Raw genomic sequence first — 20871 nt, forward strand, 5'->3', positions numbered from 1 at the left:
AAGCATTTTTACCCTCAAAAAAAGTCAGAAAAACCATTGATTTTATTAAGGTTTTTAAGTGGCTTATACTGCACTTGTTAACCTCTGTTCACGAGCGATCTAGTTTACAGCTCATTGTCAAACAAACAACAGACCTAAAAAAATAATAAAACCAACATAATTATTATTCATAAAGGCACTAAAACATTTGTTTCTATCTCGATTTTTTATTAGCCATTGTTGGTAAATAAATAGTCCTATAACCAATAATAAAGCCATATAAAACATCAGCGATAACTGATTGATTAAACCAATAAATAACAAGCCAATAACAGATATTATCTGTAATAATCCAATAATTAATTTATCATAATTGCCAAATAAAATAGCCGTGGATTTGATGCCAATTTTTATATCATCATTACGATCTACCATCGCATATTGGGTATCGTAAGCAATTGTCCAACAGATATTAGTCAAGAAAAGTATCCAGCACGTTAAGGGGAACTGTTCAATGGTTGCTGCATATACCATCGGAATACTCCAACTAAATGCGATGCCTAAGGTGACTTGTGGTAAATGGGTGTAACGCTTCATGAAAGGGTAAATGAGTGCGGTAAGTAACGCAAAGCAAGCAATTAGCCATGACAGCTTATTTAAATTTAACAATAAACAAAGCGCTATCAGTAATAAGACCAATAGCGTCCATAGTGCGTTTTTTTCGGTTAAAGTACCACGAGCAAGGGGGCGGTTTTTTGTTCGCTCAACGTGTGCATCAAAATGGCGATCGGCATAATCATTCACGACACAACCTGCCGAGCGCATAACAAACACGCCAAGCACAAAAATAATAGTAATATAAGTAGATGGATGACCCGTAAGCCAAATAGCCCAAAGTGTGGGCCAGAGTAAAAGCAATGATCCAATTGGCTTATCCAATCGCATGAGTTGTAAATAAGCTAACATTAATAATATCTATTCTAAATAAATCATAATAGCGATTATACCGATTACGCTAAAAGCTGCAATGTTACGGTATGGCAAGTTATACCCAATGAGTGATGCCAATGAATATTTGCCCCAAATAACCACATTAGATTGAATCGGTTTGCACAAGATGTTAATCACAGCATGTGTAAATATTGCTCAGCAATTACCGCTAACGCTTGATAAAATGGGCTAATCTGGCTTTTCTGTAGCTTTTTTAAATAGGCTGATGACCAACTTAACAAATGTTCATCAATTAATTGTTTTGCTGTTACATGGTGATTATTTTCCAACAACATGGCGTATGCCATAAGCATTAATCCAAATTGATCTTCTGGCTCGTTTATTCCTGTATTGAGTTTTACCCCATGTTGTTGCAGAAATTGGCGATAGCTTTCTAGTGATTTTCCTAGCAATAGGTTTTCTTTATCCAAATAAAATGAACCCCACGGAGGTACAGGCATTGTTCCCTGTCCTTCAAATAATAGTGAAAATTGATAATTAAGGTCTGGATTATCAATTTGATTAACTAATATATGGCACTGCTCATAAATAAGGATAGAATCTTTCCATGGAGCTAAATGGTTAATATGTAATAATGCCGGCGTTAATGATGCAGTAACTTTACTATTGGGTGGATAATAAAAAAACATACCAAGTAGTTTGGCTAATGTGATAGAAACTAACTTATCCAAATAAATATCTCCTTAGAACGATTCTATCAGTTAGTTACACTGATACCCCAAAAAAAACCCGTGGTAATTATGACATATTACTTATACTTCTTCAGGATTAAGTATTTTACCTAAGGTATCGCCAGACATCTTAGCTTGTGCATGGGGTTTTATTACAATATTGGGCTTAGTGAGCTGTGAGCTTGGTAGTGGCGCAATATCGCATTGTTCGCCATAGTGCTGGCGTAGTGTTTCAATTTCATCAAAATCTAAAGCTCGCTGTGGGCATGACTCAACACAAACAGGCTTTAATCCCTCGACAACACGTTCATAACAACCATCACATTTTGACATGACCTTTTTTTGATAATCAAATTGTGGTGCTCCATATGGACAGTGGGTTTCACAATTTCGGCACCCCATGCAAATGTCTTGATTAACAACCACTAAGCCATCTTGTGAACGTTTATGCATTGCCCCCGTTGGGCAACTCTGCACACAAGCAGGTTGTTCGCAATGATTACATGCGATAGACAAATAATAGGTAAAAGTATCATTTTGCCAAAGATTATCAACTAGCTGCCAACCACCACCACCATATTCATAAACACGGCGAAAACGGACGCCTAAAGCACTATCTTTTTCATCTTTACAACTCACTTGGCAAGTTTTACAACCCGTGCATTTTGAAGAATCAATATAAAATCCATATTGCATTTTTATTATCCGTCCTTTTATTTATAACGCGAAACACGTATCCGATACCAGTTTGACATCAACCAAGTTGGTATGCTGTGGATTTGCTTTAGCAAGCACCGTTGGACGCAATGATGTTAAACGATTAATGCAACCGCCAATATCAATCCCTGCAGCATTATTTTTTGCCCACATTCCTTGGGGAATCGCAACAACACCAGGTAATATCCTTGGCGTAACTTTAGCGACAATATGCAACCGACCACGATCGTTATAAACTTCAACTAATTGTCCATGTTTTATTTGCCGTTGTTCGGCATCAAATGGATTAATCCAAATACGGTTAGCGACAGCTTCACGCAATTGTGGCAAATTACTGTAAGTAGAATGGCATTGCCCTTTGGTATGAAATCCAATAAGTTGCAACGGATATTGTTGACGTTTAGATTTATCTTCACTGCCTTCAATCGCTGGTAAATAGGCAGGAATAGGATACAGCACATCTTGCGCATCAAGTTCCCATTCATTGGCAATGTTCGCTAACGTTTCTGAATAGATTTCTATTTTTCCTGACGGGGTAGTTAATGGATTTTTAATGGGATCATCTCTAAAAGCTTTTAATCCAATTTGGCTAACACTATCGGCAAGTTTGCGATCGATAACCCCCATGCCATCAGTATCAGCAAAAGGCGGTAAATGCGGATCACGTTTTCGTAATTGTTCATAACAATACGCTACCCACTGCTCTTGAGTACGGCCTTGGGTAAATTGGTCTTTTACCCCCATTTTCTCAGACAATTCAGTTAATACATCATAAACAGGACGACTTTCCCAAAGCGGTTTAATAGCACTTTGCATACGGATAAGGTAACAATATGCCCCAGATGAATAAGAGTTATTAATCAAGTCATTATTCTCAAACGATGACACGTCGGGTAATAATAAATCAGCATACTTAGCTGATGCTGTCATATGTGTATCCCAAACAAGAATAAATTCACATTTTGACTCATCTTGCAAAATCTGGTGAGTACGATTGAGATCTGAATGTTGATTTCCCAGTACATTACCCGCATAATTCCAGATAAATTTGATCCCCACATCCAATTTATCTTTATCTTTAAGGTAGGCATTTTTAGCAGTCATGCTTGGTCCATCTTCAATCGCTTTCGTCCACAAAAAGAAAGGAATACTGGTTTTTATTGGATTAGGTAAATTAAAGTTAGGTATAGGATAAACAACGCTCCCGCCCCAAGTTCCAATGTTAGTGCCAGGTTTACCAAATTGCCCCGTAATAATTGGTAAGATCATAATGGTTCGCGCAGTATGTTCACCATTTTGCCAACGTTGCACACCATAACCTTGCGAAATCCAAGCAGCTTTAGCATCAACAATATCTATTGCGAGTTTACGAATTTGTGTTGCTGAAATACCTGTTTTTTTGGCTGCCCATTCTGGTGTTTTAGGTGCTTTGTCATAGCCTAAACCTAAAAGGTAAGATTTATAATCACTATAAGGCGGTGCACTATCAGGCAAAGAATCGGCATTCCACCCAATACAGTATTGATTAAGCATATCCTCATCAATACGATCTTGCTCAAGTAATGTATAGCCTATTGCCGCAACTAATGCCGCATCAGTACCGGGAATAATCGGGATCCACTCAGCATTATACGCAACGACACTTTCACTACGACGAGGATCAATAATAATCACCCTTGCATGACTTTGCGCTAACGCATGAAAAAGCTCGGTAACTTGCCCACCGCCTGACATTCGAGTTTCGGCAATGTTATGTCCAAACATAACCACTAAATCAGAATGCTTGATCTGATCCAGTAAAGATTCTTTAGCATGACCAAACAAATAAGGCCGAATAGCTGAAATCTGCCCGCTTGAATAATCACCATGGTAATTTAAATGACCACCAATGATACTTAAAAAACGCTTACATGCATTACGCCCTGAAAGATTAGCGCCCGTTGTTCCTGATCCATACTGATAATAAATTGCTTCATTGCCATATTGATTAATCGTATATTTAAGTTTATTTGCAAGTAAATTAATCGCTTCATGCCAAGAAATACGTTTAAATTTACCTTCACCACGTTTACCAATTCGTAGCATTGGATACTTTAAGCGCGCAGGATCATAAGTTCGCCAACGAACTGCTCTACCGCGAAGGCAAGGGCGGATTTGATGCAGACCAAAAACGGCATCATTAATGCCATCTTCTGAAGATATTTTAGTAATAATATCGTTTTTGACATGAACTTTTAAAGGACAACGACTACCACAGTTAACCAAACAAGCGCTATAAATAATCTTTTCTTTATGAATAGGGTGAGGATGAAAAACTGGGCTATGAGTAACTACGATGTCAGATTTGGCGTCGGTAAAGGGCAGTTGTATTTTACTGGTTATTGCTACTACGTCACTGATTGTTATTGTTTTTTGTGAAGAAGTGTATCGACTTATTTTATTTTTTAATTTACTCACATGTTTCCCTGATATTTATATGGGATCAGTTGATAATAATACTAAAAGGTGAATAAATAAACTAAAACTGAAATAAATTAGCCACTAATGTTTACTAGTATCGAGGTCACTGTCCATCTTTCTCAACAGTTTTTTTAAATATAATCCATTAATATGAAAGACTTTTATTATTCCTTTATAAAATAACAGATCTTATGTGTAGTTTACTAAACTTGACGGCTCACGCCGTCAATAGTGATGTTAATTTCAGCAACGTACCCCCCCCTCTTTTTAAGGCGTTACACATGCCGTTATAGCGTAAGCATAAGGGGCATTATTTAAACGAACACCTCCAGATGCATCAACACCAAACTTATCAGCAGCCCAATATTCACCATCGAGCCAATCGTTGCCTCTATCCGGCTCATCAGTAAAATCACCCCACTCATTAAATAACCCCCCTATCCACCTTTCACCACTTTTGTAGCTAACTTGGCGAAGGTTATAATTTCCTTGCCCTGGCACCCCCCAATGCCAATCAGAGCTATTCGCATTGGTGTAGTCCCCAACACTCGGTATACGATAACGACTTCCTAAACTATCGCAGAATATTTGAGCTTCATCATAAGAGCCGTCACCAGAATCATCTGGATTTGCTAGATACCAACGTTCTATCTTAAAGCTATACAATAACTGGCTGTGGTTACTGTCGGCGTAAAGTTTAAATAATGAGGGACTAAATTTCTTTTTATCCGAGGCTTTACTTGGCCCCTTTAACGTTATTTTTAACTCACTGTTTTCAGTGCTTAATAATAATGTCGCTGAGTTACTACCACTGACGGCTGAAACGGTTGTGCCATTAGCATCAATGACCTGTTCTGGCGTGACACCGCCTAACCCTAAATGAAAACTGAGCCCATTTGAACCCGTTGTCGGAAAGTTTTCCTCTGGAATATGACTATTTACCACCAGAAAACCTAACCCTCGTACCCAGTTTGGCCCCTCCCCACCACCATATCTAGCTGGTGGGCTTGCATAACAAGTGCGCACTCCATTTTTCGCTTTTAAATAGTAAGTTTGACTCACATGATCGAAATCCCTTGCCTTTGGTATGCCATATTGAGTTGACAGTTGAGCATCATCTATGGAAAGTGTTAACACATACAAAGAGCAAAGGTCTAATTTATCTGTAGAATGGCTCTTAACGATACGGGTAAGATAATCACTATTTCGATCATACAAAAAAGCATCTAAAGTACCTGTTATATTGCCATAACTATCCCCATCATCATCCAACAAATTATTGCCACCGATTATCTTGCTTAATTCAATAACTGAATAATTGTCCATCTTGGGAATGGGGACTAATGTTTGAATACCATCAAACGAATCTGCATTACTCGGCAACTCAATTGTATAATAATTATCCACAGCCTTAGCATTTGGATAGAAATTTGACTCCCCATTTTTAGGCACATACTCACGCCCATCGGATAGTCTGATGCCTAATAGCGCTTGAATATTGCCTTTGGTGACACCACCATCAAAAGTAAGATAGGGAGCGCTCCCATGTATCACTTGTGTTGTTGTGGCTGATAATGCACTGGCATAATGAATATGGCACGTAATTAAAAATAGGCTTAATATAAAATGACGCAATATCGCCTTTACGTTATAACAATACGATTTAAGTAAAACACATACAGAAGAAAATGTTGAAACAAAAAATAAAATAACAAGATACTGATAATTATAGCTTGACTGCCACCGCTGGTAAGTGATTATTTTTAACATTTTTATTTCCTTCCCATATATTCATATTAGTATTTTATTAACAATCATTGATATTAACGCCTCAAACTTGTGCCATTAAATAATGATAGTTAAATTGGATTATAAATGCTTTTGTCTATTTTATTAGCAATATTTTTCTTATTTATTAATAAATTTTATAACTTAACGTTGTCTATTTAAGTTTATTAGATTTGATGATGATTTGATTAACTACCTTTACCATTGACCTTGGTCTTATTTATGAAAGGTTGTTATAATAAGCCCATTTATTCGGATAAATAGAAACATTATGCCACAACCCACTTATAACGCCGTTGATATTGAAGTATTAAAAGGCCTTGATCCTGTTCGCCATCGCCCTGGAATGTACACTGACACAAGTCGTCCAAATCATTTAGGGCAAGAAGTCATTGATAATAGTGTTGATGAAGCGATCGCTGGCCATGCTCGTAAAATCAAAGTGACACTTTATGAAGATAACTCATTAGAAGTTATCGACGATGGTCGAGGTATGCCTGTTGATATTCACCCAGAAGAAGGCGTGCCAGCCGTTGAGCTATTACTTTGTCGTTTACACGCTGGTGGTAAATTTTCTAACAAGAATTACCAATTTTCGGGCGGTTTACACGGTGTCGGCATTTCAGTTGTCAATGCATTATCAAAACGCGTTGATGTTACTGTTCATCGTGACGGGCAAGTGTATGAAATCGCGTTTGAAAATGGCAACAAAGTTGAGGATCTACACGTTACTGGCACTTGTGGGCGCCGTAATACAGGCACCAAAGTCCATTTTTGGCCAGACGAAAAATATTTTGATTCACCAAGATTTTCTGTTCCTCGATTGTCTCATTTATTAAAAGCCAAAGCAGTGCTTTGCCCAGGGCTTGAAATTATCTTTAAAGATAAAATTAACAATACTGAGCAACGTTGGTGTTATCAAGACGGTCTAAAAGACTATTTAATGGAATCTGTTAGTGGTTACTCACTATTACCCGATACCCCCTTTACTGGCAACCATATTGGTGAAACGGAAGCGGTAGAATGGGCGCTACTTTGGTTACCCGAAGGTGGCGATCTATTGACCGAAAGTTACGTTAACTTAATCCCAACCGTTCAAGGCGGTACACATGTTAATGGTTTACGCCAAGGATTGTTAGATGCTATGCGTGAGTTTTGTGAATTCCGCAATTTATTACCACGAGGCTTAAAATTAACCGCCGATGATATTTGGGAACGTTGTGCTTATGTGATTTCGGTCAAAATGCAAGAGCCACAATTTGCAGGTCAAACTAAAGAGCGCTTATCTTCACGGCAATGTGCGGCTTTTGTTTCGGCTATTGTGAAAGATGCATTTAGTCTTTGGCTAAATCAAAATGTACAATTAGCCGAATTACTAGCCGAAATGGTCATTTCGAGTGCGCAAAAACGTTTAAAGGCATCTAAAAAAGTCATCCGCAAAAAATTGACCAGTGGCCCTGCTTTACCGGGTAAATTGGCGGATTGTTCATCTCAAGATTTAAGCCGTACTGAGCTTTTTTTAGTGGAAGGAGATTCTGCTGGTGGTTCAGCCAAACAAGCTCGAGACCGTGAATACCAAGCCATTATGCCACTTAAAGGTAAGATTTTAAATACTTGGGAAGTATCATCTGATGAAGTATTAGGGTCACAAGAAATCCATGATATTTCGGTTGCTATCGGTATTGATCCTGACAGCGATGATTTGAGCCAGCTACGTTATGGCAAAATCTGTATTTTAGCCGATGCTGACTCTGATGGATTACACATTGCCACCTTGCTTTGTGCTTTATTTGTTCGTCATTTCCGCGCTATGGTTGAACATGGGCATGTCTTTGTTGCGATGCCACCACTTTATCGCATTGATTTGGGTAAAGAAGTTTATTACGCGCTTGATGAAGAAGAAAAAGAAGGTATTTTAGAGCAACTTAAACGCAAAAAAGGTAAGCCAAATGTACAACGTTTTAAAGGTTTAGGGGAAATGAACCCTCTGCAACTACGAGAAACGACAATGGATCCAAATACACGCCGTTTAGTACAGTTATCGCTTGATGATACAGAGCAGACTATGGCATTAATGGACATGTTACTTGCCAAAAAGCGCTCAGAAGATCGCCGAGAATGGTTACAAGAGAAAGGCGATCAAGTTGAACTTGATGTCTAATATAAAGAATGATTTAGAGGAACAATAATGAGTGAGATAACTCATGACGGAGTAGAAATCCAGTCACTACGAACATTTACCGAAAGTGCCTATCTGAACTACTCGATGTATGTCATTATGGATCGTGCATTGCCATTTATTGGTGACGGTTTGAAACCCGTGCAACGACGCATTGTTTATGCCATGTCCGAATTAGGGCTTAATGCACAAGCTAAATTCAAAAAATCAGCACGCACCGTTGGGGATGTGCTTGGTAAATATCATCCACACGGCGATAGCGCATGTTATGAAGCCATGGTACTTATGGCACAACCCTTCTCTTATCGTTATCCATTGGTTGATGGACAAGGTAACTGGGGGGCACCTGATGATCCCAAATCATTTGCTGCCATGCGCTATACTGAATCGCGTTTATCTAAATATGCTGAATTATTATTAGGTGAATTAGGCCAAGGAACTGTTGATTATACCCCCAATTTTGATGGTACCTTGCAAGAACCTAAAATGTTACCAGCTAGATTGCCAAATATCTTATTAAATGGCACAACAGGTATTGCCGTAGGGATGGCAACGGATATTCCGCCACATAATATTCGTGAAGTTGCCAATGCGGCTATTATGCTTGCTGATAATCCTAATGCGACCCTTAGTGAAGTGATGGCTCACATACCAGGGCCTGATTTCCCAACCGATGCTGAGATTATTACTTCATCAGAAGACATTGCAAAAATCTACAAAACAGGACGCGGGTCAATTCGCATGCGTGCTGTTTGGAAAAAAGAAGATGGTGATATTGTCATTACTGATCTACCTCATCAAGTTTCAGGGGCTAAAATCTTAGAACAAATTGCCTCGCAAATGCGTGCCAAAAAACTGCCTTTAATTGAAGATTTAAGAGATGAGTCCGATCATGAAAACCCAACGCGCCTAGTGATTGTGCCTCGTTCAAATCGGGTGGATTTAGAGCAAGTGATGAATCATCTATTTGCAACAACCGATCTCGAAAAAAGCTACCGCGTTAATATGAACATGATTGGGCTAGATAATCGCCCATCAGTAAAAGGATTAGTTGAGATTCTTACTGAATGGCTAGAGTATCGTAAAAATACTGTTACGCGTCGCTTAAATTATCGTTTAGATAAAATATTAAAAAGACTGCACATTCTTGATGGTTTATTGATTGCATTTTTGAATATTGACGAAGTGATTGAAATTATTCGCCATGAAGATGAGCCTAAAAAAGAGCTGATTAACCGTTTTGCCTTAACCGACATTCAAGCCGAGGCAATTTTAGAACTAAAACTACGCCAATTAGCCAAACTTGAAGAAGTGCGCATTAAAGGCGAACAGAGTGATCTTGCAAAAGAGCGCGATCACTTGCAAGCCTTGTTATCTTCGCCTAAAAAACTGAGCAACCTTATCAAAAAAGAGTTACAAGAAGATGCCGAAAAATATGGTGACAAACGTCGCTCACCCATGGTTCAACGTAGTGAAGCAAAAGCAATGAGTGAGCAAGAATTAACACCATCAGAGTCTGTTACCGTGATTTTATCCGAAATGGGCTGGGTAAGAACGGCAAAAGGTCACGATATCGATCCTGCTGGTTTAAGCTATAAAGCAGGTGATAATTTTAAAGCAGCCGCTAAAGGTAAAAGCAATCAACCCGTTATCTTTTTCGATTCAACCGGTCGCAGTTACGCTATCGAGCCAAACACATTACCATCGGCTAGAAGCCAAGGTGAACCATTAACGGGCAAATTAGCGCTCCCCGCTAACGCAACGGTTGAACATGTACTGATGAGTCAAGAGGATAATCAAAAATTATTACTTGCTTCAAGCGCTGGATATGGCTTTATTTGTAAATTTAGTGATTTAGTTGCTCGTAATCGTAATGGTAAGGCGATTATCAATTTACCGAAAGAGGCAAAAATACTTGCACCAATTGAAATTACATCTGAAGATAGCTTACTATTATCTATTACTCAAGCTGGGCGAATGCTTATCTTTCCTGTAAAAGATCTACCTGAACTGGCTAAAGGCAAAGGGAATAAAATTGTATCTCTTGCAGGTGCTGATGATAGCCTTGCTTATCTACTATTAATTACACCAGAAACATCGATAACCTTATATGTCGGTAAACGCAAACTTACGTTAAACCCTGTTGATTTACAAAAATTTAGGGCTGAACGTGCACGTAAAGGAAGCACCTTACCACGGGGTTTACAAAAAATAGATCGAATTGAGGTGAACAAATAATGTCTTTTATCTGGGCAATAATTACCGGCTTTGTATTAAGCCTTATATTAAAAACGGGGTGGGGCTTTATACTAGGGCTATTTGTTGGACCAATGCTTTACCAAACTTTTTGTAATAAATTAACCGAACAAAAAACCAAAGCAAATCCAGAACTTTACTTAACGGTGGTTTTTGAAGTGCTAGGCCATTTAAGTAAAGCGAAAGGCGTTGTCACACAAGATGATATAAATCTTGCAAGCCAATTTATGGATAGGCTACAACTTAATAGTAGCAGCCGAAAACTTGCCCAAGACTCATTTAATCGTGGCAAGGCCAGTAATTACCCGCTACGATCACGCCTTCAAGAGCTTTACACTCAATACCGTTTTAGACGCAACGTATTAAATATTTTTTGTGAACAGTTGATTCAAGCAGCATTAGTCGATGGTGTGTTGGATGATAAAGAACAACAAATCCTGTTGATAGTGGCAGATGAATTAAATATTTCTCACCAAAAAATGACACTATATATCCAAATGATGATGGGCAGTTACCATTTCCACCAAAATAATTACAGCTACCAACAAAATCAACGTAGCCAGCACCAATATGATCAATATCAACGCAATAATAATAACTATGGCGGTTACCAAAATCGCTCATCACAATCAGATCTACAAAATGCTTACAAAATATTAGGCGTTAAATCTACAGACGAAATTCCCGAAATCAAAAGGGCTTATCGAAAATTAATGAATGAACATCATCCCGATAAATTAGTTTCAAAGGGCTTACCTAAAGAGATGCTAGAAGCAGCTAAAAAACGTGCGCAAGAAATCCAAGCCGCTTATGATCTTATCAAAACGTCTCGTGGTTTTAAATAGAGACGTTTATCATGATGCATTGGCGTTCAATCCTGCGAATTATCGGGTTATTAATTGCCCTGTTATCGGTATTTATGTTGCTACCAGCACTTGTTGCTTTAATCTATCGTGATGGTGCTGGTGCCATCTTTGTGCGATCGTTTTTTGCCGCATTGATATTAGGCTGTTTATTATGGCTACCAAATCGCCACCATCGCCATGAACTGAGCACGCGTGAAGGCTTTTTTATCGTCGTACTATTTTGGGTGGTGTTAGGTACAATCGGCGCATTTCCGTTTATTTTTGACACACATATTAATTTAAATTTAACTAACGCCTTTTTTGAATCATTCTCAAGCCTAACAACAACTGGCGCAACAACCATCGTTAAATTAGATCACCTACCTAAAGCCCTGCTTTTTTATCGGCAATTACTACAATGGCTTGGTGGTATGGGGATTATCGTTTTAGCTGTCGCCATTTTACCATTATTGGGCGTTGGGGGAATGCAACTTTACCGAGCAGAGATTCCCGGTCCACAAAAAGATAGCAAAATGCGCCCTCGTATTGCCGAAACGGCTAAAACACTTTGGTCAATTTATATTTTACTGACCACGCTTTGTGCTGTTTGTTTATGGGCAGCTGGAATGAATGCCTTTGATGCCATTTCACATAGCTTTTCAACAATATCGATGGGTGGATTTTCAACGCATGACAATAACCTTGCTTATTTTAATAGTGCTGCAATCAATTACATTATCACCCTGTTTTTAATCTTATCGGGTTGTAACTTTGCTCTACATTTTGCCGCATTAAATGGGTTTTCTATTAAGGTTTACTGGCGAGATCAAGAATTTAGAACGTTCATCTTTATTCTCGTTGTGCTAATTGCAATCTGTGCATTTGGTATTTATTTTTACCAATCAGAGCGAAAACTCAGTATAGATAAGATAGTATTACAAGTTGTATCGATAGTTGCCACCGTTGGTTTTACTGTGGATGATATCAATACATGGCCATCATCATTACCCATCTTTTTGTTATGTGCATCATTTATTGGTGGCTGTGCAGGTTCAACAGGTGGTGGTCTAAAAGTGGTTCGCGTACTACTTTTATTTATGCAAGGATCCCGCGAACTTAAACGCTTAATTCACCCCAATGCCATCTATACTTTAAAATTAAATAATCGAGTGGTTCCAGAACGAATTATCGAAGCAGTTTGGGGCTTTTTTTCGGCCTATACCTTAGTGTTTTTAGTTAGCCTATTTATTATTATGGCAACAAGTATTGATGCCACTGACTCTTTTTATATTGTGGCCTCATCACTCAATAACTTAGGTGTTGGTCTCGGTAGCGTCAGTGATAACTTTGCTAACGTCAGTAATATCGTTAAATGGGTGATGGTGGTTGATATGTTATTTGGCCGATTAGAAATATTTACTTTATTAGTTTTATTCACCCCAACGTTTTGGCGAAGCTGATTTTATACTAAAACACATGCTTTCCTAAAAGTTTTTGACAAAATACACAAATTTACAAATATTTTATTGATTATTTAGCCAATTACAGACAGAATTACTGGGCAGCATGTGCTGTATTTATTAGAGGTAATCACCTGACATATGGAATGGATCATGGATCCTACAATCTGGATTGGCTTATCCACTCTGGTTGTACTTGAAATCGTCCTTGGTATTGATAACATTGTTTTTATTGCCATTCTTGCCGAGAAACTTCCACCCCATCAACGAGACAAAGCCCGCATTACAGGCCTTGCCTTTGCATTAATTACCCGAGTGTTATTATTAATGTTCACGGGTTGGTTAGTTACACTCACTACACCATTATTTTCAATATCTGGAATCAACTTTAATGCACGCCAACTGATTATGTTAATCGGGGGGATATTTTTACTATTTAAAGCCACAATGGAGCTCAATGAGCGCCTTGAAGGTGCGTCACACGAAGATGGAAAACCGAAAAAAACTTCTCACTTTTGGACTGTTGTAGCCCAAATAGTCGTACTTGATGCGGTGTTCTCACTTGATTCGGTGATTACCGCTGTGGGAATGGTTGAACATATTCCTGTGATGATTATTGCTGTTTGCATCGCCATTGGCATTATGATGGTGGCAAGTAAACCATTGGCTAATTTTGTCAACGCTCACCCAACGATTGTCATTCTCTGCTTGAGCTTTTTATTAATGATTGGCTTTAGCCTAGTTGCCGAAGGTTTTGGTTTTATGATTCCAAAAGGTTACCTATATGCCGCAATTGGATTCTCAATTATGATTGAGTTTTTCAACCAATTAGCTATTTTTAACCGGCGCAAAGCATTAAATAAAAAACCATTACGTGAACGCACTGCCGAAGCAATTTTACACCTATTAAAAGGTGATGCAGAAGAAGATCCCGATACCCACACCATTGATGTGGTGTCAGATGCCAATAAAAAAGTCTCGGTATTTAATCATCAAGAACTAAGCATGGTTGAGCGAGTGCTTGGCCTAGCGCAACGTTCCGTCAGTAGTATCATGACATCTAGGCTTGATGTTGATATGGTTAATATTAATGATAATCGAGATGTCATCATAAAAGAAATCTTTGATAATCCTCATTCACGCTTAGTAGTCACGGATAATGACTCGATTGATGAACCATTAGGCATCATCCAAGTTAATGATCTTTTAAAAGACATACTCCAAAGCGAAAAGCCAATCGATATTCATTCGCTTATCAAACAACCGTTGATCTTCCCTGAAACGGTATCGTTACTGGTTGCCTTAGAACAATTTAAAAAAGCCAAAACCCATTTTGCCTTTGTGGTTGATGAGTTTGGTTCAATGCAAGGGGTTGTTTCGGTAACCGATATTATCGAAACCATTGCCGGCGATTTCCCAACGGAAGAAGAGGAAATTGATGCTAAACATGATATTCAATGTTTAGATGATAACAGCTGGATTGCTAACGGCTATATTCCTGTTGAAGAGCTAGTACGCTTTGTCCCTATTCCTATTGATGATAAGCGTGAATATCATACTTTGGCAGGACTATTAATGGAAAAAGCACAACATTTACTCAATGTTGGCGAAACCATTCAAATTGGCGATTATTTATTTGAAGTAGCCGAAATAGAAAGCCACAGAATTTTGAAAGTAAAAATTACGTTAAATAAACTCAATTCTGGTGCATTGTAATACAGTATAGCCAGAATAACGCTTGACCAAAATAAATAACTGGCAATAATAATGCGGTAACACCTCTGAAGATGTGGAGCTACAACTCCTCATCTTTTTTATTTTTACTTTTTGGTAAAAAAGCTAGCACTGTTTATCAACATTTATGATTACTTATCAATCCAATTAGGCCTGAACTTATGAATTCAATATTCGAAAAACTGTTTCAATTGAAAGAAAAAAAAACAACTATCGGTACGGAAATAATTGCAGGATGTACAACCTTCCTTACTATGGTGTATATCATCTTTGTTAATCCATCCATTTTATCGGCAACAGGTATGGATACCTCCGCAGTATTTGTTTTAACTTGTGTGGTTACTGCCTTTGCATCTATTTTAATGGGTTTGTTTGCTAATTTACCCATTGCATTAGCACCCGCAATGGGGCTGAATGTCTTCTTTGCCTATGGCATGTGTGGTGCCATGGGCTACTCTTGGCAAGTCGGTATGGGTGCCATATTTTGGGGCTCGCTCGTCTTTTTCGCTTTATCCCTATTTAAAGTTCGCCACTGGCTAATTGAACATATTCCACAATGTTTACGTATAGGTATCAGTGCGGGTATTGGGCTATTTATTGCCTTTATGGGCTTTCAAAATATGGGCATTGTAGTCGCATCGCCTTCTACCCTATTAACCATGGGCAATATCTTATCGCTTAAAGTATTATTGGGATCACTGGGTTTTTTCATCATTATTATTTTAGCGGCACGTAACTTTCATGCTGCGGTATTAATTTCGATTTTAGTTGTGACATTACTGGCACTATGGCTCGATCCTAATATTAATTATCAAGGTATTGTGTCCATGCCACCAAGTGTTAGTAGCGTTGTTGGCCATGTTGATCTCGCTGGCTCACTTAATATTGGCATTATGGGAGTTATTTTTTCAGTCATGATTGTCAGCCTATTCGATTCATCTGGCACCATATTGGCTTTAACCGATAAAGCAGGAATTAGTGATGAGAAAGGCCGTTTTCCTAAAATGCGCCAAGCACTATTAATCGATAGCTTTAGTTCATCGCTAGGTGGATTATTCGGCACATCATCGGTATTAACCTATATCGAAAGTTCAGCAGGCATTTCTGTTGGTGGGCGCACAGGCTTAACGGCAGTTGTTGTTGGCGTGTTATTTTTAATTGTGACTTTTTTATCGCCACTGGCCCATTTAGTGCCAACTTATGCCACATCTGGGGCGCTTATTTTTGTTGGCATTTTAATGGTTTCAAGCTTAGTTAAAGTTAAGTGGTCTGATTTAACCGAGGCAACACCAGCATTTATTACCGCAATCATGATGCCTTTTGCCTTTGCTATTACAGAAGGCGTTGCGCTAGGTTTTATCTCTTACGTAGTGCTAAAAACCTTTACAGGTAAGTTTAAAGAGCTCAATCTTTGCGTAATTATTTTTGCGTTACTATTTGCTTTAAAATTTATCTTTATCGATCACCATTAAAACAATTCCCCATTGTGACTTACAATGGGGAATAAGCATTTTTCAAAACGGCTAATACAGATATTGATCTGTTTTTGCTTATGAATATCAGTATAAAAATACTACCCTCTTTTCATTAAAAAAACGATGACCTTCAACAAGAATTAAACTCTAGATCAAACACTTAATATTAGCAAAAACTTGACATTATATCTTCTGGGGTCTAGAATCTTGCGACCCAAAACTTATATACATAGGTTTTGGTCTACAGTTATTAATTACGTATCTAAAAAGCAATTTTAAATTTATTTTAATTAATCAGGAGCTTATTAATGGCAACAATTAATCAGCTGGTACGCAAACCAAGAGCACTAAAGGAAGCAAAAAGTAACGTTCCTGCCCTTGAAGCATGCCCGCAAAAACGCGGTGTTTGTACTCGTGTTTATACAACTACACCGAAAAAACCAAACTCAGCATTACGTAAAGTGTGTCGTGTACGTTTAACTAACGGTTTTGAAGTAACTTCTTATATCGGTGGTGAAGGTCACAACTTACAAGAGCATAGTGTAATTTTAATCCGTGGTGGTCGTGTTAAAGACTTACCAGGTGTGCGTTACCACACTGTTCGCGGTGCATTAGACTGCGCAGGTGTTAAAGATCGCAAACAAAGCCGTTCTAAATACGGTGTTAAACGACCTAAAGCTTAATGGAACTCCGTTAAGTAAGGCCAAACTATATAATTCCATTTAACTCATTTGAGTTTTGGGTAAACCTGAAAAATTTATAACATATAAACGGAGTATTCCAATGCCACGTCGTCATGTTGTCGGTCAAAGAAAAATTCTTCCTGATCCGAAGTTCGGTTCAGAGTTACTGGCGAAATTTGTAAATATTTTAATGATAGATGGTAAAAAATCTATCGCAGAATCAATCGTATATTCAGCTCTTGATAAATTAGCTGAGCGTAGTGGAAAAGACCACTTAGCAGCTTTCGAAGTTGCATTAGATAACGTAAGACCAACTGTAGAAGTTAAGTCTCGTCGCGTTGGTGGTTCTACATACCAAGTTCCTGTTGAAGTGCGCCCTGTTCGTCGTAATGCACTTGCAATGCGTTGGATTGTAGATGCTGCACGTAAACGTGGCGATAAATCAATGGCTCTACGCCTTGCGAATGAACTTATGGATGCTTTTGAAAACAAAGGTACCGCTGTGAAAAAACGCGAAGATGTTCATCGTATGGCTGAAGCTAATAGAGCGTTTGCACACTATCGTTGGTAATCAAGTTATTTACACAAATAACTTGAATTAAGACTGATTGTCCTTATCTGCTTTCAGTCTACTTAAATGATATTTTGTTAAGCAAACGATTCTAAATAGAGGATTAATATGGCTCGTACAACCCCCATAGCACGTTACCGTAATATTGGTATCAGTGCGCATATTGACGCAGGTAAAACAACAACAACTGAACGTATTTTGTTTTACACTGGCGTAAGTCACAAAATTGGTGAAGTTCATGATGGCGCAGCGACCATGGACTGGATGGAACAAGAACAAGAACGTGGTATTACTATCACATCTGCAGCAACAACTGCATTCTGGTCTGGTATGGGTCAACAATTTGAACCACACCGCATCAACATTATCGACACCCCGGGACACGTTGACTTCACAATCGAAGTTGAGCGTTCTATGCGTGTACTTGATGGTGCAGTTATGGTTTATTGTGCTGTAGGCGGTGTTCAACCACAATCAGAAACAGTATGGCGCCAAGCAAATAAATATAAAGTTCCACGTATCGCATTTGTAAACAAAATGGACCGTATGGGTGCTAATTTCTTACGTGTTGTTGATCAAATCAAAACCCGTTTAGCCGCCGTTCCTGTTCCTTTAGTTTTACCAATCGGTGCAGAAGAAGCATTTACTGGTGTGGTTGATTTACTTAAACGTAAAGCAATCAACTGGAATGATGCCGACCAAGGCGTAACATTCACTTACGAAGATGTACCAGCAGATATGGTTGAGCAAGTTGAAGAATGGCGCTCATTCTTAATAGAAACTGCTGCTGAAGCAAGTGAAGAGTTAATGGAAAAATACCTTGGTGGTGAAGAGTTAACTGAAGAAGAAGTCAAAGCAGCACTACGTGAGCGCGTGCTTGCTAACGAAATCATCTTAGTAACTTGTGGTAGTGCCTTTAAAAATAAAGGTGTTCAATTTATGCTTGATGCCGTTATTGAATATTTACCAGCACCAACCGATGTACCAGCAATCAAAGGTGAATTACAAAATGGTGAAGCTGCGGAACGTCATTCAAGTGATGATGAACCATTCTCATCATTAGCATTCAAAATTGCAACTGACCCATTTGTTGGTAACTTAACATTCTTCCGTGTTTACTCAGGTGTTGTTAACTCTGGTGATACCGTTCTTAACTCAGTTAAAGATAAAAAAGAACGTTTTGGTCGTATCGTTCAGATGCACGCTAACAAACGTGAAGAAATCAAAGAAGTTCGCGCAGGTGACATTGCAGCAGCTATCGGTCTTAAAGATGTGACTACTGGTGATACACTTTGTGCTGAAAGCGCACCAATCATTCTTGAAAGAATGGAGTTCCCAGAGCCAGTAATCTCGGTTGCTGTTGAACCAAAAACAAAAGCTGACCAAGAAAAAATGGGACTTGCTTTAGGTCGATTAGCGCAAGAAGATCCTTCATTCCGTGTTCACACTGACGAAGAATCAGGTCAAACTATTATTTCTGGTATGGGTGAGCTTCACTTAGAAATCATCGTTGACCGTATGAAACGTGAATTTAAAGTGGAAGCAAATGTTGGTAAACCACAAGTTGCTTACCGTGAAACAATTCGCAATGAAGTAGAACAAGAAGGTAAATTTGTTCGCCAATCTGGTGGTCGTGGTCAATATGGTCATGTATGGTTAAAAATCAAGCCATTAGAAGCAGGCGGCGAAGGCTACAAATTCAACAACGAAATTGTTGGTGGTGTGGTTCCTAAAGAATACATCCCTGCAGTTGATAAAGGCTGTCAAGAACAAATGAAAAACGGTGTTCTTGCTGGTTACCCAATTGTTGATGTTGAAGTCACTATCTTTGATGGTTCTTACCATGATGTCGACTCATCAGAAATGGCATTTAAAATTGCTGGTTCAATGGCATTTAAAGACGGCTTTATGAAAGCAAAACCAGTGCTTTTAGAACCGATTATGAAAGTAGAAGTTGAAACTCCTGAAGATTATATGGGTGATGTTATCGGTGACTTAAACCGTCGTCGCGGTATGATCGAAGGAATGGAAGATACTGCAACTGGTAAAACAGTAAAAGCACAAGTTCCACTTTCAGAAATGTTTGGTTATGCAACAGACCTACGTTCACAAACACAAGGTCGTGCTTCTTACTCTATGGAGTTCTTGAAGTACAATGAAGCACCAACAAATATTGCAACAGCAATTATTGAAGCTCGTAAAGCGAAATAATTATTTATCTAAATAAAGTAACGCTTCCCTTAATAACATAAGGGAAGTGATTTAATAAAGGAACATTAAGATGTCTAAAGAAAAATTTGAACGTACAAAACCCCACGTTAACGTTGGTACAATCGGCCACGTTGACCATGGTAAAACAACTTTAACTGCAGCAATTACTTCTGTTCTTGCTAAAAAATACGGCGGTCAAGCTCGTGCATTCGATCAAATCGATAACGCACCAGAAGAAAAAGCACGTGGTATCACCATCAATACTTCACACGTTGAATACGATACACCAACTCGCCACTATGCGCACGTAGACTGCCCAGGCCATGCTGACTATGTTAAAAACATGATCACTGGTGCGGCACAAATGGACGGTGCTATCTTAGTAGTAGCAGCAACTGATGGTCCTATGCCACAAACTCGTGAGCACATCCTTTTAGGTCGTCAAGTAGGTGTTCCTTACATCATCGTATTCTTAAACAAATGTGATATGGTTGATGACGAAGAGTTATTAGAATTAGTTGAAATGGAAGTCCGTGAACTTCTATCTCAATACGATTTCCCAGGTGATGACACACCAGTAATCCGTGGTTCAGCGCTTAAAGCATTAGAAGGCGAAGCAGCGTGGGAAGACAAAATTGTTGAATTAGCTGAAGCATTAGACAGCTACATCCCAGAGCCAGAGCGTGATATTGACAAACCATTCCTATTACCAATTGAAGACGTATTCTCAATTTCAGGTCGTGGTACAGTAGTAACTGGTCGTGTTGAACGCGGTATCATCAAAGTGGGTGAAGAAGTTGAAATCGTTGGTATCAAACCAACAACTAAAAC

15 protein-coding genes are annotated in these 20871 nt (G+C 38.7%); 10 read left to right on the forward strand and 5 right to left on the reverse strand.

The features are described 5' to 3' along the window. Nucleotides 1–117: 117 nt before the first annotated feature. The 5 genes from ubiA to A9G47_RS06120 all read right to left on the reverse strand — a co-directional run bounded on the left by ubiA (nt 118) and on the right by A9G47_RS06120 (nt 6608). The gene (gene ubiA / locus A9G47_RS06100; protein WP_065642436.1) at nt 118–945 is read right to left on the reverse strand and encodes a 4-hydroxybenzoate octaprenyltransferase; all 828 of its coding nucleotides are present in this window, start codon (nt 943–945) and stop codon (nt 118–120) included. Between the two features lie 158 nt (nt 946–1103). Beyond that, nucleotides 1104–1661, reverse strand: a complete 558-nt coding sequence (locus tag A9G47_RS06105) for a TorD/DmsD family molecular chaperone (protein ID WP_081303557.1) — start codon at nt 1659–1661, stop codon at nt 1104–1106. An 81-nt stretch (nt 1662–1742) separates the two neighbouring features. Then, nucleotides 1743–2357 (reverse strand): DMSO/selenate family reductase complex B subunit, encoded by a 615-nt coding sequence (locus tag A9G47_RS06110; protein ID WP_065642437.1) that lies wholly within the window; start codon nt 2355–2357, stop codon nt 1743–1745. Nucleotides 2358–2378: 21 nt separating this feature from the next. Continuing rightward, nucleotides 2379–4835, reverse strand: coding sequence for a DMSO/selenate family reductase complex A subunit (locus A9G47_RS06115; RefSeq protein WP_065642438.1), 2457 nt, complete (start codon nt 4833–4835; stop codon nt 2379–2381). A 270-nt stretch (nt 4836–5105) separates the two neighbouring features. Next, nucleotides 5106–6608, reverse strand: coding sequence for a hypothetical protein (locus A9G47_RS06120; RefSeq protein WP_065566571.1), 1503 nt, complete (start codon nt 6606–6608; stop codon nt 5106–5108). 289 nt (nt 6609–6897) lie between these two features. Between A9G47_RS06120 and parE the strand changes: the two genes are divergently transcribed. The 10 genes from parE to A9G47_RS06170 all read left to right on the forward strand — a co-directional run. Then, nucleotides 6898–8787 carry a DNA topoisomerase IV subunit B gene (gene parE, locus A9G47_RS06125; RefSeq protein WP_065566570.1) on the forward strand — a complete coding sequence of 630 codons (1890 nt, stop codon included), beginning with the start codon at nt 6898–6900 and terminating at the stop codon, nt 8785–8787. 27 nt (nt 8788–8814) lie between these two features. Then, nucleotides 8815–11043 carry a DNA topoisomerase IV subunit A gene (gene parC / locus A9G47_RS06130; RefSeq protein WP_065642439.1) on the forward strand — a complete coding sequence of 743 codons (2229 nt, stop codon included), beginning with the start codon at nt 8815–8817 and terminating at the stop codon, nt 11041–11043. Beyond that, nucleotides 11043–11906: a co-chaperone DjlA gene (gene djlA / locus A9G47_RS06135; protein WP_065642440.1), complete on the forward strand. Its 864-nt coding sequence runs from the start codon at nt 11043–11045 to the stop codon at nt 11904–11906. The genes parC and djlA overlap by 1 nt, the downstream gene beginning before the upstream one ends. Nucleotides 11907–11920: 14 nt before the next feature. Further along, entirely contained in the window at nt 11921–13366 is a 1446-nt protein-coding gene (locus A9G47_RS06140; protein WP_065642443.1) for a TrkH family potassium uptake protein, read from the forward strand. 141 nt (nt 13367–13507) lie between these two features. Beyond that, nucleotides 13508–15082: a TerC family protein gene (locus A9G47_RS06145; protein WP_065566567.1), complete on the forward strand. Its 1575-nt coding sequence runs from the start codon at nt 13508–13510 to the stop codon at nt 15080–15082. Nucleotides 15083–15261: 179 nt separating this feature from the next. After that, nucleotides 15262–16572, forward strand: coding sequence for an NCS2 family permease (locus tag A9G47_RS06150; RefSeq protein WP_065642441.1), 1311 nt, complete (start codon nt 15262–15264; stop codon nt 16570–16572). Nucleotides 16573–16883: 311 nt separating this feature from the next. Continuing rightward, the gene (gene rpsL, locus A9G47_RS06155) at nt 16884–17258 is read left to right on the forward strand and encodes a 30S ribosomal protein S12 (protein WP_034883792.1); all 375 of its coding nucleotides are present in this window, start codon (nt 16884–16886) and stop codon (nt 17256–17258) included. A gap of 100 nt (nt 17259–17358) precedes the next feature. Further along, nucleotides 17359–17829, forward strand: coding sequence for a 30S ribosomal protein S7 (gene rpsG, locus A9G47_RS06160; protein ID WP_034915550.1), 471 nt, complete (start codon nt 17359–17361; stop codon nt 17827–17829). Between the two features lie 108 nt (nt 17830–17937). Beyond that, nucleotides 17938–20040, forward strand: coding sequence for an elongation factor G (gene fusA / locus A9G47_RS06165; RefSeq protein ID WP_065566565.1), 2103 nt, complete (start codon nt 17938–17940; stop codon nt 20038–20040). Between the two features lie 70 nt (nt 20041–20110). Beyond that, nucleotides 20111–20871: elongation factor Tu (locus A9G47_RS06170; protein WP_141674804.1), on the forward strand; the 761-nt coding region annotated here is incomplete at its 3' end.

Source organism: Gilliamella sp. WF3-4, assembly GCF_001690275.1.
Lineage (GTDB): Bacteria > Pseudomonadota > Gammaproteobacteria > Enterobacterales > Orbaceae > Gilliamella > Gilliamella apicola_C.

Excerpts from the sequence above, each read along its gene's own strand:
- A9G47_RS06140 (WP_065642443.1), top strand. The coding sequence starts at position 11,921 with ATGCATTGGCGTTCAATCCTGCGAATTATCGGGTTATTAATTGCCCTG.
- A9G47_RS06145 (WP_065566567.1), top strand. The coding sequence starts at position 13,508 with ATGGAATGGATCATGGATCCTACAATCTGGATTGGCTTATCCACTCTG.
- djlA (WP_065642440.1), top strand. The coding sequence starts at position 11,043 with ATGTCTTTTATCTGGGCAATAATTACCGGCTTTGTATTAAGCCTTATA.
- parC (WP_065642439.1), top strand. The coding sequence starts at position 8,815 with ATGAGTGAGATAACTCATGACGGAGTAGAAATCCAGTCACTACGAACA.
- rpsL (WP_034883792.1), top strand. The coding sequence starts at position 16,884 with ATGGCAACAATTAATCAGCTGGTACGCAAACCAAGAGCACTAAAGGAA.
- A9G47_RS06110 (WP_065642437.1), bottom strand. The coding sequence starts at position 2,357 with ATGCAATATGGATTTTATATTGATTCTTCAAAATGCACGGGTTGTAAA.
- rpsG (WP_034915550.1), top strand. The coding sequence starts at position 17,359 with ATGCCACGTCGTCATGTTGTCGGTCAAAGAAAAATTCTTCCTGATCCG.
- fusA (WP_065566565.1), top strand. The coding sequence starts at position 17,938 with ATGGCTCGTACAACCCCCATAGCACGTTACCGTAATATTGGTATCAGT.
- ubiA (WP_065642436.1), bottom strand. The coding sequence starts at position 945 with ATGTTAGCTTATTTACAACTCATGCGATTGGATAAGCCAATTGGATCA.
- parE (WP_065566570.1), top strand. The coding sequence starts at position 6,898 with ATGCCACAACCCACTTATAACGCCGTTGATATTGAAGTATTAAAAGGC.
- A9G47_RS06150 (WP_065642441.1), top strand. The coding sequence starts at position 15,262 with ATGAATTCAATATTCGAAAAACTGTTTCAATTGAAAGAAAAAAAAACA.
- A9G47_RS06120 (WP_065566571.1), bottom strand. The coding sequence starts at position 6,608 with ATGTTAAAAATAATCACTTACCAGCGGTGGCAGTCAAGCTATAATTAT.